The sequence below is a fragment of the Paenibacillus liaoningensis genome, assembly GCF_059609455.1.
This window is the reverse complement of the sequence record NZ_JCAALU010000019.1, coordinates 18,145-32,738: the sequence shown is the minus strand read 5'-3', so window position 1 is coordinate 32,738 and position 14,594 is coordinate 18,145. Positions and strand designations below refer to the sequence as shown.

Annotated in this window: 13 protein-coding genes; 11 read left to right on the top strand and 2 right to left on the bottom strand. The window is 49.4% G+C overall.

Going from position 1 to position 14,594, the window contains the following annotated elements:
• Positions 1–6: 6 nt before the first annotated feature.
• On the bottom strand, positions 7–870 hold the full coding sequence (locus AC6B99_RS26635; protein WP_496664638.1) for a hypothetical protein: 864 nt from the start codon (positions 868–870) through the stop codon (positions 7–9).
• A 219-nt stretch (positions 871–1,089) separates the two neighbouring features.
• On the opposite strand from AC6B99_RS26635, the gene AC6B99_RS26630 reads away from it, so the two are divergent.
• From AC6B99_RS26630 to AC6B99_RS26600, 7 genes are all read left to right on the top strand, one after another.
• The gene (locus AC6B99_RS26630) at positions 1,090–1,533 is read left to right on the top strand and encodes an SMI1/KNR4 family protein (protein ID WP_056028326.1); all 444 of its coding nucleotides are present in this window, start codon (positions 1,090–1,092) and stop codon (positions 1,531–1,533) included.
• 30 nt (positions 1,534–1,563) lie between these two features.
• Positions 1,564–2,007, top strand: coding sequence for a DMP19 family protein (locus AC6B99_RS26625; RefSeq protein ID WP_494864558.1), 444 nt, complete (start codon positions 1,564–1,566; stop codon positions 2,005–2,007).
• Between the two features lie 15 nt (positions 2,008–2,022).
• Positions 2,023–2,544, top strand: a complete 522-nt coding sequence (locus tag AC6B99_RS26620) for a hypothetical protein (protein WP_494864560.1) — start codon at positions 2,023–2,025, stop codon at positions 2,542–2,544.
• A 97-nt stretch (positions 2,545–2,641) separates the two neighbouring features.
• Complete coding sequence (locus AC6B99_RS26615) at positions 2,642–3,526, top strand: AraC family transcriptional regulator (RefSeq protein ID WP_496664637.1); 885 nt, start codon at positions 2,642–2,644, stop codon at positions 3,524–3,526.
• Positions 3,527–3,715: 189 nt separating this feature from the next.
• Positions 3,716–6,841, top strand: coding sequence for an ATP-binding protein (locus tag AC6B99_RS26610; protein ID WP_494864564.1), 3,126 nt, complete (start codon positions 3,716–3,718; stop codon positions 6,839–6,841).
• A gap of 71 nt (positions 6,842–6,912) precedes the next feature.
• On the top strand, positions 6,913–9,015 hold the full coding sequence (locus tag AC6B99_RS26605) for a WD40/YVTN/BNR-like repeat-containing protein (protein WP_496664636.1): 2,103 nt from the start codon (positions 6,913–6,915) through the stop codon (positions 9,013–9,015).
• Between the two features lie 463 nt (positions 9,016–9,478).
• Entirely contained in the window at positions 9,479–9,730 is a 252-nt protein-coding gene (locus AC6B99_RS26600) for an aldo/keto reductase (protein ID WP_496664704.1), read from the top strand.
• 69 nt (positions 9,731–9,799) lie between these two features.
• On the opposite strand, the gene AC6B99_RS26595 is transcribed toward AC6B99_RS26600, so the two are convergent.
• Complete coding sequence (locus AC6B99_RS26595; protein ID WP_496664635.1) at positions 9,800–10,672, bottom strand: AraC family transcriptional regulator; 873 nt, start codon at positions 10,670–10,672, stop codon at positions 9,800–9,802.
• A 220-nt stretch (positions 10,673–10,892) separates the two neighbouring features.
• Between AC6B99_RS26595 and AC6B99_RS26590 the strand changes: the two genes are divergently transcribed.
• From AC6B99_RS26590 to AC6B99_RS26575, 4 genes are read left to right on the top strand one after another with little or no spacing between them, the layout of a single operon-like run.
• On the top strand, positions 10,893–11,672 hold the full coding sequence (locus AC6B99_RS26590) for an SDR family NAD(P)-dependent oxidoreductase (RefSeq protein WP_496664634.1): 780 nt from the start codon (positions 10,893–10,895) through the stop codon (positions 11,670–11,672).
• Between the two features lie 23 nt (positions 11,673–11,695).
• Positions 11,696–12,793, top strand: a complete 1,098-nt coding sequence (locus AC6B99_RS26585; RefSeq protein ID WP_496664633.1) for a mandelate racemase/muconate lactonizing enzyme family protein — start codon at positions 11,696–11,698, stop codon at positions 12,791–12,793.
• A gap of 17 nt (positions 12,794–12,810) precedes the next feature.
• Positions 12,811–13,584 carry an SDR family NAD(P)-dependent oxidoreductase gene (locus AC6B99_RS26580; RefSeq protein WP_496664632.1) on the top strand — a complete coding sequence of 258 codons (774 nt, stop codon included), beginning with the start codon at positions 12,811–12,813 and terminating at the stop codon, positions 13,582–13,584.
• A 41-nt stretch (positions 13,585–13,625) separates the two neighbouring features.
• Positions 13,626–14,543 (top strand): fumarylacetoacetate hydrolase family protein, encoded by a 918-nt coding sequence (locus AC6B99_RS26575; RefSeq protein WP_496664631.1) that lies wholly within the window; start codon positions 13,626–13,628, stop codon positions 14,541–14,543.
• The last annotated feature ends 51 nt before the right edge of the window (positions 14,544–14,594 follow it).

The following is a 14,594-nucleotide window of genomic DNA, read 5'->3' as shown; positions in this document are numbered from 1 at the left end:
TTGGCCTTAAATATATTCCCCGAACAGCTGATGCGCTTTATTCCAGTCTACGCCTAGCTCGCCCTTCCAGCCTGCCCATGGCATCTCCATATCGGAGCGTCCTTTCGTATTGCTTAGCTGGAGCCCGCCGTTCAAAACGTCCTCGATATTCGTCCAGGAGTCAGGAGCGAGGAGGAGAACTGTATTGGGTAGTATACCTACCCATGCGAGGGATTGCAAAATGCTGCGGCGCATGCCGGGCGTTCCTTTCAGAAGCTTCGCTGCGGTAAGGCGCTTCTCCAATTTGCCGGGTGTTTCACCCACTTCTGCTTCATCTAATAGGTGCAGCAGCTGGACAAATTTTTGCATATCCTCAGCGGTTGGAATAATTGGGCCCTGCGCAGTCAGCTCAGCTAACTCAGTTAAATGGGCGTAAGCGCCAACTGTTGAATCATAGGCATTCCCCAAATGAACGGCGTACCGAATATAGGCTATGTGCTCGTACTGGTCACTGGTGAATCCGCAATATTTGCAGCACATGAAACGCTCTGCCTGCTCATAAGGATGCTCCTGCATATGGATCATTTGTTTATAGTTGATTAAAGAGGAGATGCCTGCTGGAAAGCTTCCACCCACACCAGCAACGAAAATACCAGCAATGCTGGCCCATGAAAATGATTCGGTGGATTGAAGCGCAATGAGCTTGCGGTTCAGCTCGTCATGGGTAAGCAGCTCGATTTTATTAGCTTCCCACTTATAATGTTCAAGCAACTCGCGCTCGCTTGGCTCCAAAATATCCGTGTTATAAAGGCTGATGCTGCGCTCACGATCGTATTTGGAATTGTTATATTTATACAGCTTTTTGAGCGCTTTCAGCAGTTTTTTATCCATTATGTAGACTCCTTGTCTATTAGAATTAAAGGTGAATGCTGTTCAAATATAAGATTAATAGCAACGCATGGCCAATGCAAATATGGGAGGAAGAATTGGTAGAATACGCTAATCGGATGGTACAATAGGAAGCAAGAGCAGAGTGAGTAGGAAGCAGGAATGGTAGAAGCTAATATGGCTTAAAAGCTAGTTATTATCGGCAAGGAGGAGATGGATGATATGAATGAGAAGCTTATGGGACGACTAAAGGCGTTCCTTCATCGGGAGGATAATAGTACGTTAGTTGGCATTGCTGCCAGCCAAGAAGAAATCGCAAGTGCGCAGCAGCGGCTGAATGTGAGCTTTCATGCGGACTATATTCATTTTATCCAAACGTTTGGCGGTGCGTATGCAGGTCTAGCTGTACATGCGTTCTCCAACGGCTCCAGCATAGGAAAAGAAACGGTTGTCGATTTGACGCTGGATTTTCGAGAACAATACGAAGGCAGCCCATTTGCCGAGGTTTTGGAGAGCAGTTATGTCATATCGATGGATGGCTCAGGCGATCCTATTATCATTAATCCTGCTGGGCAGGTTCTCATTTGTTATCACGATAACGGGGAAATGAAGCCATTGGCAGACTCGTTTGAGGCGCTGATAGAGGATTGTTTTTTGGAGTGGTGAGGGGAAACGGATAGGAGAGGCGGAAGTCCAGTGGAGAAAAATGTTTCGGACGTATGGTTTGATTTTGCCATGCAATTTGTGGATAAGAAAAATCAGGCTGGCGGAGATTGGGGCTCCTTAACGGAGGCGGAGCAGGAAGTTGCAGCTTTATGGCTGCTGGAAGCCGATATGTATAACGGCGGGTTTCTGCAGTTTTTTTGCAACTGGGGATATGAAGCTTATTTACACGCCGTTCGTGCCTTAAATTCCATTACAGCGCCAAAAGCGCTGGATATTCTCACAGGCTGCTATGCGGTGATCGATGTTTATAAGGATGATCCGCGTTTGGAAGCGCTTTGGGACATTCCGAAGGTGCTGACAGAGGAGGAGAGCGATACGCTCGAAGAGCAGGATGAGCAGTTTTGGGAGGATGAGGACAAGCTGTCCGAGAAGGCTTATGCGCATTATTATCTTTTGTTACACTTGAAGCCTTAGATATGGAGGGAATAAATGGGGACGGATATTCATTGTTTCGTAGAGCAAAAAATGTATCGGTATGCGGGCCTAGATGATACAGGAATATGGATTTCAATTGATAAATGGACTAAAAGCCGTTGGGCCATTCTTTATCCGGAACGTAATGAAGAGGCGCCTTGGCTTGTCGAGAGGGAGGATATGATTTTTAAAGATAGGAATTATTATCTCTTCGCCATTCTGGCTAATATTCGGAATTCTGAACAAATGCCTTTTATCAGTGAACCGCGCGGATTGCCTGACGATGTTAGTCCAGAAATTCGGCTTCAAATGAAATATGGTGAGTATCACAGCACTACTTGGTTTACCGCCAAAGAACTTTTAGAATACAATTGGAACCAAGTGTTTGAGTTCGAAGACGAAACGATGGACGGAAAAGTTTATATAGATACCGTAAATTATATGGAATGTAGCCGTGCTTTTTTGGATGTCGTCAACCATGTGGTTGGAAGGGAAGAGCCCTCAACTCTACGTTTGATTATTACGTTTGATTGTTAAAAATACTTTAAATACCCGTCAATTTGGTGCATGTACTGTCGGACTCCTTCGGAGCGAATTTGATACTCTACAAGTGTGGAAGGGAGGGCGCCTAAAGATGCTTGAGCATATGAACCGGGCATTGGCCTATATGGAGGAGCATTTGACGGAGGAGATTGATTTTAAAGAGGCGGCAAGGCGGGCGTTATGCTCGGAATATCATTTTAAGCGAATGTTCTCATTCCTTGCCGGGCTTACGATGTCAGAGTATATTCGCCGCAGGCGTCTAACGCTCGCTGCCTTTGAGCTGCAGCAAAGCCAGGTTAGAGTGATCGATGTTGCGATGAAATATGGCTATCAATCACCGGACGCATTTACGAAGGCGTTTCAGCTTTACCATGGGGTTACGCCATCCGAAGCAAGAAGCAGCGGTCCATCGTTAAAGGTTTGCCCTCGCATGACCTTCCAGCTAATCGTTAAAGGAGGAGTCGAAATGAATTATCGCATCGAGGAAAAAGCGGGTTTTCGCATCGTCGGCATTCACAAGCGGGTGCCCATCCAGTTTAACGGGGTGAATCCGGAAATCGCGGCGATGTGGCAAAGCTTGGATGAGCAAAAGATAGCTGCGCTCAAGCAGCTGTCCAATACCGAGCCCTATGGCATGATCAGCGGCTCGGCGAATTTCTCGGAAGGCCGGATGGAGGAGAAGGGCGAGCTGGACCATTATATTGGCGTGGCCACAACGCTCGCGTGTCCAAAGCCATTTTCACAAATTGAGGTTGCTGCATCATCCTGGGCTGTATTTGAAGCAGTCGGGCCATTCCCGGGTACGCTTCAAGAAATTTGGGGCCGGATTTATTCGGAGTGGTTCCCGTCTTCCAGCTATGAGCAAGTAGAGGGGCCGGAGATTTTGTGGAATGAGCATAAGGACATCACATCCGCGACGTTTAAAAGCGAGATATGGATACCGGTCAGGAAGCGAATGGAAGACAGTAGCGATTGACGCAGCATAAAAAGAAAGGGAAGCCGGAAGGAATCGTGCTTCCCTTTTTGCATTCATTGAAATTGCTGAATCAAGGTTATAGGCATGGCTTTCGGCAGCACGATGATTCGGACTATTTTCATTTGTGGCGGCATGAGCTATATTTGAGAGAATTAGAATGTAACGGTAAATGAGGGGTTTATCATCATTTTGAGAAAACAGATTCAGTTAAGTCATGTGATTTACTTGGTATTTTTTGTTTTGCTGCTCATTGCTGTGCGCTGGAGCTGGCAAAACCAGCTCACCGTAGAGAATCCGCCAACGGTAAAGCAAGGCGTGCTGGATTTGCGCGGTGTAGATTTGGATGAATCCAAGCCGTTCCCGCTGGACGGAGAGTGGTTATTTTATGCGGGGCAATGGGTTGGGGCGTCTAATGTTGAAAGCGCTGTTCAGGGACATCTGCTGCAGGTGCCGGGCAAATGGAATGCCGCCTTTGAGCATGCTGATCAAGAGGCATACGGATATGGAACGTATTATGTGCGTATTTTGCTCGATCGACCTTTAGTGGAGCCGTTTAGCGTGTGGTTTCAATCGATTTATACCGCTTCGGAGGTGGAGATTAACGGGGAGCTGCTAGCCAAGTTCGGCGAGCTTGCCGAGGGGCAGGAAGGACATGTTTCTGAAAATAAGTCATTCAAGGTGAGCTATGACGGTGAAAATCAAGTGGAGCTGGATTTGTTCGTTCGAGCCTCCAATTATGAAGCGCCGCTGAACGGCGGCATTATTCGTTCTGTACAGATTGGCACGGAAGAAGAGATTGACCAAATCTATACCTATTCCAGTGCTTTTCAGCTAATCGTCATTGTCATTTTCCTGCTTCATGCGTTATATGCGTTGATCATTTATTTGATTAATGTTCAGAAAACCGAATTTATTATGTTTTTTCTCATGATGATTGCATCGGCAATGACGGTTGCCGCCCATCACCATGGGCTTTTATTCCAGTTAATCCCTGCTGAATTTGTATGGACGTTGAAGCTGAAAGCTTATGCGTACGCATGGTTCTCTTTCTTTCTGCTCATGATGGGAAGGGCTTTTATTGGAGTTAACCGCAAAGGCCTGTTGTTTAATAGCTACGTCTGCCTACTCGCGGCGTATACGATTTTTGTCGCAATAGGTCCGCTAGAGCCGGTGCTTTATTCGATAGAATCGGGGCTATTCATGCTGCTGTATTACCTCCCTTTGTTCTGGACGACCTATTATTTTATGAAAATGGTGTTAAATCAGGCAGAAGGCGCATTGTTTCTGTTATTTTCCGTCGTATGTGTCATTAATAATATTTTGTGGGGAACGGTGTATTACGCCGGAACGTCGCAATATATGTTTTATCCGGTGGATTTAATTGCTGCAATTACGAGCTTCTCGGCCCATTGGTTTAAAAGATATTATCACAATTGGCATGAAAATGTTTCCCTCAACGCCCAATTGGCGGAGTCTAACCAGCTCAAGGATCGTTTTCTCGCCAATACGTCGCATGAGCTGCGCACGCCGCTGCACGGCATTATGAACATTGCCCAAAGCGTGCTGACAAGAAAAAAACATGTGCTGGATGAGCAGAGCCAGCGTGATATGGAGCTGCTTATTATGGTCAGCCGCCGAATGTCGCTCATGCTAGGGGACCTGCTCGACGTTGTCAGGCTGCAGGATAAAAGGATTCAAGTTCGCATGTCCGCGGTCAACATCCAGTCCGTTGCTGCTGGCGTGCTGGATATGCTGCGGTTTTTGACCGAGGGGACGAAGGTTAAGCTGCGGATGGACATAAAGGAAGATTTGCCGCGTGTTTATGCCGATGAAGAACGATTAGTGCAAATTATTATTAATTTGGTGCATAATGCGCTGAAGTACACCCAAGAGGGAAGCGTAGAGCTGGCTGCTGAGCTCGTAAACGGACAAGTATGGATACGTGTAACGGATACCGGAGTAGGTATGGATGAGGCGATGCAGAAGCGTGCTTTCAAGCGTTATGAGCAAGGAGCTTCTGGGGTCGGGGGCATTGGGCTCGGGCTAAGTATATGCAAGGACTTGGTCGAATTGCATGGCGGCGAGCTGTTCGTTCAATCCCAGCTAGGCAAGGGCAGTATGTTCAGCTTTAAATTGTCGGTGTTTGATGAGCGTGTGGAGGACGCCCTGCCTCGGCCGATGATTCATATGAAAAAGGAAGCGGAAACGCTTGCGTCTGTCGGCGCACAATTGTCAGCAGCTGCGGACGCCATGGCAGCCGCCCGTTATGATTTAACCGAAGTCGATCCGCCTGCTGCCAAGTCCGAAGGAAGTGCTGAACGGATTCGTGTGTTGGCTGTTGATGATGATCCCGTCAATCTGAAGGTGCTGGTTCATATTTTATCAGCGGATATGTACCATATTGAAATGGCGTTTTCCGCGCAGGAAGCATTAGAAAAGCTCCACCTAGAGCAGTGGGACCTCGTTATTGCAGACGTGATGATGCCTGGCATGTCAGGTTACGAGCTGACGCGATTAATTCGCGAGCGGTTTACGCTGTATGAGCTGCCGATTATTTTGCTGACCGCGCGCAGCGAGCCGGAAGATATTTATGCCGGCTTCGTGGCAGGAGCGAACGATTATGTCACCAAGCCCGTAGATGCACTTGAGCTGAGATATCGGGCGGGATCGCTTTCCTCGCTCAAGCAGGCGGTGAATGAACGGCTGAGCATGGAAGCTGCTTATTTGCAGGCGCAAATCCAGCCGCATTTTCTGTTTAATGCTTTGAACTCGATATTGGCGCTAAGCGAAATTGATGCGGACAAGATGAGAAACTTAGCAGAGGCGTTTACGTCATACCTGCGTATTAGCTTTGACTTTCTTACCGCTGGAAAGCTTGTACCGCTGTCACGGGAGCTTGAGCTGGTAGAAAACTATTTATTTATTGAACAGCAGCGTTTTGGAGAGCGGCTTAAGGTGGAGTGGGAAGTACAGGCGGACGTTAATAAGGAAATGCCGATTCCTCCGCTTACCATCCAGCCGTTAGTGGAAAATGCGGTCAGGCACGGACTGTTGAGCCAGCGCAAGGGCGGGACGCTTACGATTCGGATTGAGAAAGAAGCCGATACTGTGGTTTTTTATGTGAGTGATACGGGGAGTGGCATGGATGAGGAGCAGCTTAGCAGGCTGCTAAGCCCGGCAGGCAGAGAAAATCGTGGGATTGGTCTGTTGAATACACATAGCCGATTGACTCGGCTTTACGGTCGAGGGCTGAATATTGAGAGCAAGGTTGGCGAGGGAACCGTTGTAGGGTTTGGGGTTAATAGACCGATATAAAGAGGTATGCATAATGTGATTGGCAGGGAACGTGCTGGCGTTCTAATATTGCAGGAATTGAGGGAACCGATTTGGACTGGAGAAAAATGCTTGGTACGTTGTTGACCTTTGTTGTTTTGTTGCTGCCCGGCAACACAGCGTATGCTGTATCATCGGAAAGCTATACGTGGAAGAATGTATCGATCGGGGGAGGAGGGTATGTGACAGGAATTGTGATTCATCCGTCTGAACCGAATCTGGTGTATATCCGCACTGACGTTGGCGGGGCATACCGTCTGGACCCTAATGATTCAAGCTGGATTCCGCTAATGGACGGACTGGGCCCGGAGCAAAGCAATTTGTATGGGATTGACGGTATTGCGCTTGATCCACAAAACCCTGATATCGTCTATGTAGCAGCTGGAAAAACAGGGAGTGCATCTCCAAGTGATATTCTGAAATCTACCGACCGCGGGAATACGTGGTCCAGAACAAATTTGAATAAGCGCAATGAGGCTAATGGCAATGTGGAGCGGGCCATGGGGGAGAGTATTGCAGTTCACCCCAATCTATCTAACATTGTGTATGCGGGTACCCGGTATGACGGGTTGTATAGAAGCCAGGATGCAGGACAAACCTGGTCCAAAGTAAATGAGGTTCCCGCCGGGACAAGTGGCAAAGGGATTCGCAGCCTGATCTTCGGGAGCGTTCCCGGGGCAACTAACCTGGAGACAGCACTCTATGTCGGTGTAATGGGAGTCGGGATTTATGAGACACGAGGCGAGGGCTCTATTTGGAATCTGATTCCGGGAAGCCCTACCCATCCGGCTCGTTTGGCCACAGGGCAGGATGGGTCGTTGTATGTGACCACGCCTAATAACGGAGTGCATAGGTATAAGGACGGAAGCTGGAGCAATATTACGCCTAATGCAGCATATACGTCCTATTACGGCATTGATATTGATCCGCATAACGATAGCCATCTCCTGGCAGCGGTCAGGACAAGCGGAGGCCAGCTTCCGCTGTACCGTTCCATAGACAGGGGAGAGAGCTGGACGTTAGTGAACAAGGCTCAAACTTCCAAACCCGGTTGGTGGCAGCCCAATATGTTTTTTTCAGCCACTTCTACTGTCGTGTTTGACCCGCATCATGCCGGAACCGTTTATTCCGCTGACTGGTTTGGCGTCTACAGAACAAGAGACATTGGGACGTTGTGGACAAAATGGGAGACCTTATCCAAAGGCCATGAAGAGGTGGTTGCCCTCACAGGAGCTACGCCGCCAGACGGAGCGGCGCTATTCACCGGCGTAGCCGATGTTATTGGCTTTCGTCATATGGATGTGAATGCTTCACCTGCAACGAGGCTGGAGATGAGTTCGATGCGAGAGATGGTTAGTGTCGACTATCACGAAGCTAATCCACAATATGTGGCCTTTATCGGGAGTGATGACTGGTATGGAACGGTTACCCGCATGTTCGTTTCATCGGATAATGGACAAACACTGGAAGCCCGCCCCGTACCTGCGGGCTCTAAGCTGGGCAGACTTGCTTATTCGGCTACAGACCTCAATACGATCCTATGGTTTCCCCAATCCGGCAGTCCAGTGAGGACAACTGACAGGGGAGCTACATGGGAGGCCATGACGGGAGCGCCGACGGGAACGGTGGGCGGGAGTATGATATTTTCATACAATCATCCCGTAGCTGCTGATCGGGTGAACGGAAGCAAATTTTATGCCTATAAATCGGGCTATCTGCATGTGAGCTCGGACGCAGGACAAAGCTGGTCCATAGCTAACCAAACTCCGCTGCCAGGGGGAAGCCCTGTGAAGGTTGAGGCTGCTCCCGGAATGGAAGGCGTGCTCTGGATTAGCTTAGGAGCCAATGGCTTGTATGTCTCAGCCAATTCAGGAGCCTCTTTTACCAAGCTGGATCAGATTAAGGAAGCGAGATTGTTTGCATTCGGCAAAGCGGCCCCGGGACAGACACAGCCAGCAGCTTTTATATATGGAGAGGTCGGCGGGATGAAGGGCATATTCCGTTCGGATGACATGGGAAGCACATGGATACAGATTAATTCGCCGCAAATGCAAATCGGAAATGAGCCTCAGGTTATGGTGGCGGACCGTCAGGAATACGGAAAAGTCTATATTGGCACTAACGGGCGCGGCTTTATGGCCGGAACAAAGGATTAGGCTTGTGAGGCTGGGGGGGCGCTGGGCAAGCAACGGGGCAACATCGTTATTCCAAAATGATCGATCCCCAAGAATGAATAGACGGATTGTAATATGAAGTGCGACACATAAAAATGACCCAAGACAGATTCGTGTGTAGAATGAAGTTATCACACCACCCCTACACAAGAGAATCGGCCATGAGCTACAAACATCTTACCACAAGAGAGCGAAGTCAGCTAGAAGTGCTCTATCAATTGGGATGGTCCGCTAGAGCCAAGCGAGAAGCTTTTGGACATTGGGAACTGGATACGAGAGTAGTAAAAGCAATCAATAGGGTTGAAAGTCCACAATTGGGGTTTGGGGTATACAAAATAACGAAAGCAAGATAGTTTGAAACGGCGATCAGTGAGGCTATTCGAATCGGATATCGGCATTTTGATACTGCTAAAATTTATGGCAATGAGCAGAATTAGGAAGAGAGATTCAGAAAAGCGGGCTATCGCGCGAGGGATTTTTTATCACGTCTAAAGTGTGGAATACGGATCTTGGATATGAAGCGACCAAGAAGGCTTTTGAACAAACTTGTAAAAAGCTGAACGTAGATTACTGGGATATGTACTTAATTTATTTTGCCGCACCTGATTATTTGGAAACGTGGAGGGCTGCTAATCAATCCGATTGTCCTCACATATACAGCTGTATGAGGTATAGTACCGTTACAGCTCTATACTAAATAATAAACCAACGCAGCAGGCCACCGCGCAAACGGTGGCCTATTCGCGTAAGACAGGTAGCCCCAACGTTAGAGCACCATTACTCTTGCTTGCGGCTGCAGTCGATACTGTTTAGGACTGACGCCATAGGAGGCGCTGAAATGGCGCGTGAACGGGTGGATGGAGGGGTAGCCGAGCCGCTCAGCGATGGCTGTTACACTCAGCTCGGTTTCCAGCAAGAGATTGGAAGCGCGCCTCATCAGCAGCTTGTGATGGTAGGCTTTGGGCGTTAGACCAGTCTCACGCAGAAACAGGGCGTGGAAGTAGGTGCGCTGCAAGCCGCAAAATGTCCACCAGGTTTCAACCGGCTCGCGCTGCTCTGGATGGTCGTTCAAGTGAGCGAGCAAACGGACAATCCGGTAATCGGTTGGCTGATGGGTGTGAACCGTATTGTACCAGTTCAGCATCCACGCATAGAACAGACTATTGATCATCTCCGTCCGGTAAAACGCCGCGTTATGATAAAGCTTGGCGAGCATAACGAACGAATCATACAGCTCAGGATAGGGCTGCAGCGAATAGACGCGTGGCAAACGGTCCAGCTCGTCACAAGGAAGGTTGCGAGAGGTTTCGTGCAGCTCAAACGGTTCGGGCGCATAAATAAAGGTTCGATTGACGGAAACCGGCTCCTTGTCATCCCATAGATCGGCATAGAGATTATAGGATTGCAGCGGCTGGCTGGGCGTAATATGAAAGGCATGGGGCTCATCCGGCTTCAGAAAAATAAGTGTTCTGCTGTCGAATGGGTAACGCACTCCGTTAATCTCCATCTCCCCTGGTCCGTCGGTAAATAAATGAAATGCATACACGCTGCAGACGCGGAGCTTCTCGTTGGAGCTGCCATCATATAAGTAATTCATGCAGTCGCCGACATAGGGGGTCATCTCGTTCAAAAGCTTCATGCGAGCACCTCGTTTTAGATTATAGCATCTGAAAATTAGCGGATGAATCGTCAAATTAATGGATGCCTGATCAAATACGAATATCTACATCAATGATACAATAACTGCAATGTTAAGCATAGCGCTATTGATATATGAGTGGATAAATTAACAACAGAAAACAACAGAAACGCTTAGGATCTACGCTTCGAGATGTGATCCCGTCCAAGGAGGGAAGCTATTGCGATTTAATCAAAAGGTTGTACTGGTCACGGGCGGCGGCTCCGGTATCGGTGAGGCATGTGCGGAGATGTTCGCCGCCGAAGGGGCGTATGTTGTCATAGCGGATTTGAATGCTTCGGAGGCTCAGCGAGTGGCGGAAGGTCTGCTGCAAAAATATAGATTTTTGAAAGGGCTTCCAAAAATAGTGGTGCTCCAAGCCGATGTCTCGCAGGAGGAGTCCGTCACTTCGCTTTTGGAGGCCACGCTGCAAACGTATGGACAGCTGGATGTGCTCATCAATAACGCTGCTATCATCTGTCCGAAGCCCATAGAGGACATCGACGAACAGGCTTTCGACCGGATTTTTGCGGTTAATGTGAAGGGCGTCTATTTGATGATCAAGCACGCCATCCCACATTTGCGCAGCACGAAAGGCAATATTGTCAATCTGGCATCGCTCAATGGCCTAGTCGGTCAGCGGAACAATGCCGTATACGCCGCATCCAAGGGGGCGGTTATCGCTATGACCAAATCGCTGGCTCTTGATTTAGCCCCAAGCGGCGTCAGAATCAACTGCGTATGTCCAGCAGGCGTAATGACGCCGCTGCTGGAAGAGTGGGTGCAGCAGCAGGCCGATCCTGCCGCAGCGCAGCGCACTTTGGACGAGATGCACCCGCTCGGACGTCCGGCCCATTCTTCGGAGATTGCCCAGGCAGTACTCTATTTAGCATCAGAGCAAGCTTCCTTTATTACGGGTGTGGCGCTTCCGGTCGAAGGCGGCGCATCGCTAGGCTACTAACTGACATGGCAGGAGATGTGAAGATGAAAATTACAAAAGTAGAAACATTCGTGCTGCATGTGCCGATTGATCCGCCAATAACCGATGCGATTAACGTGGCGCAGCATTGGGGGCTGGCTGGCGTTCGGATTTTTACAGATGAAGGTTATGTTGGTTATGGCTACACAGGCACTTGTGCGCATGGTGACGATATGATCGTCGATACAATCGAGCGTTATTACGCTCCTGAGCTAATCGGCAAGGACCCTTTTATGGTGAAGGAAATATGGGATACGCTGCGTTACGGCAAAATGCATTGGATTGGCCGCGCGGGTATTGCCCATATGGCACTTGCGGCAGTAGATATTGCGCTTTGGGATATTATGGCGAAAGCCTCGAACAAACCGCTGTGGCAGTATCTTGGCGGGCATAAGTCAACGGGAATTAAAGCTTATAACACGAATGGCGGCTGGCTGAACTGGTCTTTGGAGCGTTTGCTGAAGGATGTAACGGACATTGTCGAGCAGGGCTTCACTGGGGTGAAAATTAAAGTGGGCAAGGCCGATCCGCATGAGGATTACGAGCGGGTGAAGGCGGTCCGTCAGGCCATTGGCGACAAAACTATTTTTATGATAGACGTAAACCAGCAATGGAATATCAACACGGCGATGACGTGGGGCAAAAAGCTGGAGCAATTCGACCTGTTTTGGCTGGAGGAGCCGCTTAACCCGGACGATATTATGGGCCACCGGAAGCTGGCCGATGCGCTCAATGTGCCGATCGCTCTTGGCGAGCATGTCTATTCCAAATATGCGTTCCGCGATTATATCCATCAGGGGGCGATTGAATATTGCCAGGTCGATGTGACCCGTGTCGCGGGCATTACGGAGTGGCTGCAGGTAGCGGGGCTTGCCGCATCCTATGATATCCCGATTTGTCCGCATGTGGGAGATATGGGGCAAATTCATCAGCATTTGGTCGCAGCGACATCTGGAGCGATCATGCTGGAGTATATTCCGTGGATCAGGACGATTTTTGTAGAGCCGGCTACGGTCAAAAATGGGTATTATGCACTGCCGGAGCTGCCGGGAGCTTCGACTGAGATCATTCCTCGTTATTTTGATCAATATCGCATCAGATAACCGAAAGGAGCAAAGCGATGAGACTGCATGGCAAAATAGCGCTGTTGACAGGAGCGGGCTCCGGCATCGGAAAAGTGACGGCAGAGCGGTTCGCGAGTGAAGGGGCTGCGGTTATCGTTAATGACATTGATGAAGCGAAGGGACGAGAAACCGTCAAAGCGATTCAAGCTGCTGGAGGTGAGGCATTGTTCCTGCACGCTGACGTGACGGACGCACCTTCCGTGCGTTCCATGGTAGAGCAGGCGATAGCGGTATATGGCGTCATCGATATTTTATTCAATAACGCAGGGATTAGCGGGGTAGGGGCTATACATGAAATAGAACCGGAGGATTGGGACCGTGTCGTTCGGGTCAATCTGCGCGGCGTGTTCCTGCCCTCCAAATACGTGCTGCCCTATATGATGGAACGCAGAAGCGGCAATATCATTCATATGTCCTCCTGTATTGCGGAGATGGGCCTCGCGCGAAGAGCTTCCTATTCGGCTACCAAAGGGGCGGTGCTGTCACTAGCCAAATCGATGCAGGTCGATTATGCCAAATACAATATCCGGGTGAATGCTGTGCTGCCTGGAACGATCATGACGCCGTTTGTAGAGCAATATTTGAAAAGCTCCTACGAGGACCCGGATGCGGCAATTGCAGCCATCAAGCTGAGACAGCTTGGCGGACAATTGGGTAAGCCGGAGGATGTAGCGAGCGCGGTATTATTTCTGGCCTCTGATGAGTCTTCCTTCATGATGGGCTCTCCGCTGTATATCGATGGAGGCGTCGTCTTCGGCAAGGATGCATAATCGATGCGTAAACCATTTTGTTATAAAGGCGGTTGGATAAAATGAAGCTGGTAACGATTGATACGGACGGAATGTATCGTCTCGGTCTTAAGGTGAACGAAGGCATATTGGATATTCAAGCGGCACTGCGATGGCTGCCGGGCGCCGCTGTTCCAACCGATGTTATGCAGGTTATTGCGGGCGGTTCACAGGCGCTTGCGCAGCTGGAGTCTTACGCAAAGCGCGTCATGAAAGCGGCAGAGCAGCCGGGTGTGGCGTGTGGAGAAATTATTCTGGCTGAAGACGAGGTAAGATGGGGGCCTTGCGTCACCCGTCCGGGCAAAATCATTTGCGTTGGCTTGAATTATAGAAAGCATGCAGCGGAGACCAATGCGCGGGTTCCAGACTACCCCATTCTGTTCAACAAGTTTAACAACACGCTTACTGGTCATGGCAGGGATATTGCATTGCCGGAGCGGGTAACGACACAGGTCGATTATGAAGCGGAGCTTGTTATCGTCATCGGCCAAACGGCGAAATACATTAGCGAGGATGAGGCGCCCCGGCATGTGTTCGGTTATTGCTGTGTCAATGATTTGTCGGCACGGGATCTTCAAATGCGGACGGCACAATGGCTGCTCGGCAAAAGCTGCGATGACTTCAGTCCCCTTGGTCCTTATCTGGTAACAGCCGATGAAATCCTGGACCCCAATGCGCTCGATATAAAGTGTACCGTCAATGGGGAGGTCAGGCAGCATTCCCATACGAGCGATATGATATTTTCCTGCGCCGAAATTGTAAGCTATATTTCACAGCATATGACGCTGTCGCCGGGCGATATTATTTTGACCGGAACGCCGGAGGGTGTTGTGCTCGGCCTGCCAGAGGAGCAGCGGGTTTACTTGCGCCATGGCGATACGGTAACGATTGAAATTGAAGGCTTAGGCAGCTTGACCAACCGATTTGTAAGCGAGGCTTAGCAGGGGCAGATCTTTAATGGGACATAACGATATAGCTGAAGGGTGATGCAT

What these genes read in the sequence shown, in the direction of transcription:
- AC6B99_RS26635 (WP_496664638.1), bottom strand. Translation starts at nt 870, where the DNA reads ATGGATAAAAAACTGCTGAAAGCGCTCAAAAAGCTGTATAAATATAAC.
- AC6B99_RS26630 (WP_056028326.1), top strand. Translation starts at nt 1,090, where the DNA reads ATGAATGAGAAGCTTATGGGACGACTAAAGGCGTTCCTTCATCGGGAG.
- AC6B99_RS26620 (WP_494864560.1), top strand. Translation starts at nt 2,023, where the DNA reads ATGGGGACGGATATTCATTGTTTCGTAGAGCAAAAAATGTATCGGTAT.
- AC6B99_RS26615 (WP_496664637.1), top strand. Translation starts at nt 2,642, where the DNA reads ATGCTTGAGCATATGAACCGGGCATTGGCCTATATGGAGGAGCATTTG.
- AC6B99_RS26595 (WP_496664635.1), bottom strand. Translation starts at nt 10,672, where the DNA reads ATGAAGCTTTTGAACGAGATGACCCCCTATGTCGGCGACTGCATGAAT.
- AC6B99_RS26585 (WP_496664633.1), top strand. Translation starts at nt 11,696, where the DNA reads ATGAAAATTACAAAAGTAGAAACATTCGTGCTGCATGTGCCGATTGAT.
- AC6B99_RS26580 (WP_496664632.1), top strand. Translation starts at nt 12,811, where the DNA reads ATGAGACTGCATGGCAAAATAGCGCTGTTGACAGGAGCGGGCTCCGGC.
- AC6B99_RS26575 (WP_496664631.1), top strand. Translation starts at nt 13,626, where the DNA reads ATGAAGCTGGTAACGATTGATACGGACGGAATGTATCGTCTCGGTCTT.